This is a genomic window from Tateyamaria sp. (assembly GCF_059783535.1).
This window is the reverse complement of sequence record NZ_JBYNDP010000127.1, coordinates 1-1,967: the sequence shown is the minus strand read 5'-3', so window position 1 is coordinate 1,967 and position 1,967 is coordinate 1. Positions and strand designations below refer to the sequence as shown.

Sequence of the window (1,967 nt, the reverse complement as noted above, 5' to 3'; positions counted from 1 at the left end):
CCGCTGCCATTGCTGCCGCCGCCGCGACCGCCCATGAGGACACGCAGCTGCTCCTGGCCCTTTTTGACCAATTCGTCGATTTCGGGGATCTGCGGACCCTCGTCGCCAGGCCCGCGCCCGCCATTGCCGCGGCCACCGCCGCGCGAGCCACCGCCGCGACCGTCGTCGCCGCCGCCCGAGTTACCGCCGCCCCCCCAGGGGCCGCCTGTATTGCCAGCCATGTGGTATTATTCTCCTCTTGCCGTGCGACCAGCGCCGCACCTTGTGCATTACCTGTGATTTTTACCCGAAAATTCAAGCAGTCCGCATTGGCGTCCGCATGGTCACGATCTCTTCCGACATGGTGGGGTGCACCGCCACCGTCCTGTCGAAATCTTCCTTGGTGGCTCCCATCTTAACGGCGACACCCGCCAGCTGAATCATTTCGCCCGCATCCGGGGCAACGATATGGCACCCTAGCACTTTTCGCGTTGCCACCGACACAACCAGTTTCATCAGCACGCGATCGCTTTTTCCGGCAAAGGCCGTCTTCATCGGACGGAACGACGTGCAGTACACTTCGATTTCCTCCCGTTCGCGGGCATCTTCCTCGCTCAGGCCAACGGTTCCCATCTCGGGCTGGGTGAAAACCGCCGATGGGATCAGGTCATGATCAACCGCCGTTGGGTTGTCTTTGAACACCGTCTCGACAAACGCCATACCTTCGCGAATGGCAACCGGTGTCAGGTTCACTCTGTTGGTCACATCACCAATGGCATAGACACTGTCAGCCGCGGTTTTGGAGTATTCATCCACGACGATTTCACCACGGCGACCGACCTCGATGCCAACATCGTCAAGTCCCATGTCAGTGCTGTTCGGGTCGCGCCCCGTTGCAAACAGCACCATATCAAAAACGTTCTCGTGCCCCATGGTGGACTTGACCCAAATAGGTCCGTCCCGATGGCCCACATGTTCCGTTGCCGTGACACCACCATAGGCCATGACGTTGTCCTGCTGCGCGCCTGCACCCATTGCGGCATCAGATGCGGTGGGAATGGCGCCAGAATGGTCTTCGGATGCCGGTCCCATCTGAACAATGTTAGTGCCGGTATGTAGGTTGATCCCCCGGTCCCGCATAGATTCAGCAATCAGTCCCCTTGCCTCATCATCGAAGCCACGCAGAATCTGAGCACCACGGTAATACTGCGTCACCTCCACGCCCAGCCCGTGCAGGATGCACGCAAACTCGCAGGCGATGTATCCGCCACCAATGATCAGGATCGACTTCGGCAGCGTTTCAAGGTGAAAAATGTCATCACTGACAATACCGAGATCGGCATTGGGGATATCCGGTCGCACCGGACGCCCACCCGTGGCAATAAGGATCGTTTTCGCCGTCTTGGTCTCGCCCGTCGACAGTTCGACCGTATGTTTGTCTTTCAGCTTTGCCCGTGCATCAAAGGTCTCAACACCCGAGTTCTTCAATAGACTGCGATACACGCCCTCAAGCCGATCCAATTCCGTGTTCAGGTGGCCCCGGAACCCTTTCCAGTCAAAGGACCCAGCAGTCATCGACCATCCATAGGCTTTGCCGACCTCGGCCATTTCCCCGAATTCGCTGGCAAACACCATCAGTTTCTTGGGCACACAGCCCCGGATCACGCAGGTCCCACCATAGCGGTCTTCCTCGGCCAGTGCCACGCGCGCCCCGGCCTCACCCGCGGCCACGCGTGCCGCGCGCACACCACCAGAACCGCCTCCGATCACAAAGAGGTCGTAGTCATAGTCCGCCATGTTTCGAGTCCTTAGTCTGCAAGGTCGGAGAACAGGTTGTCGCTTTCCAAGAAATCGAGCCGATCCTGTTCCACTGTGCCTTCATTGATATCTCGCACCTCGACCCGACCATCGCCGTAGCCGATGACAACGGCGTCACAAATATCGATGAACAAACCATTTTCAACCACACCCGGCATCTGGTTGATCAC

1 protein-coding gene and 2 pseudogenes are annotated in these 1,967 nt (G+C 58.6%); all 3 read right to left on the bottom strand.

Annotated features, from left to right (window positions below; all coding sequences use genetic code 11):
* Positions 1-221: pseudogene (locus AC6RA8_RS18205) on the bottom strand (FtsH protease activity modulator HflK); the annotation flags it as partial.
* A gap of 73 nt (positions 222-294) precedes the next feature.
* Positions 295-1,776 (bottom strand): FAD-dependent oxidoreductase, encoded by a 1,482-nt coding sequence (locus tag AC6RA8_RS18200; RefSeq protein ID WP_500354610.1) that lies wholly within the window; start codon positions 1,774-1,776, stop codon positions 295-297.
* Positions 1,777-1,787: 11 nt separating this feature from the next.
* Positions 1,788-1,967, bottom strand: a pseudogene (locus tag AC6RA8_RS18195) (ribose-5-phosphate isomerase RpiA); the annotation flags it as partial.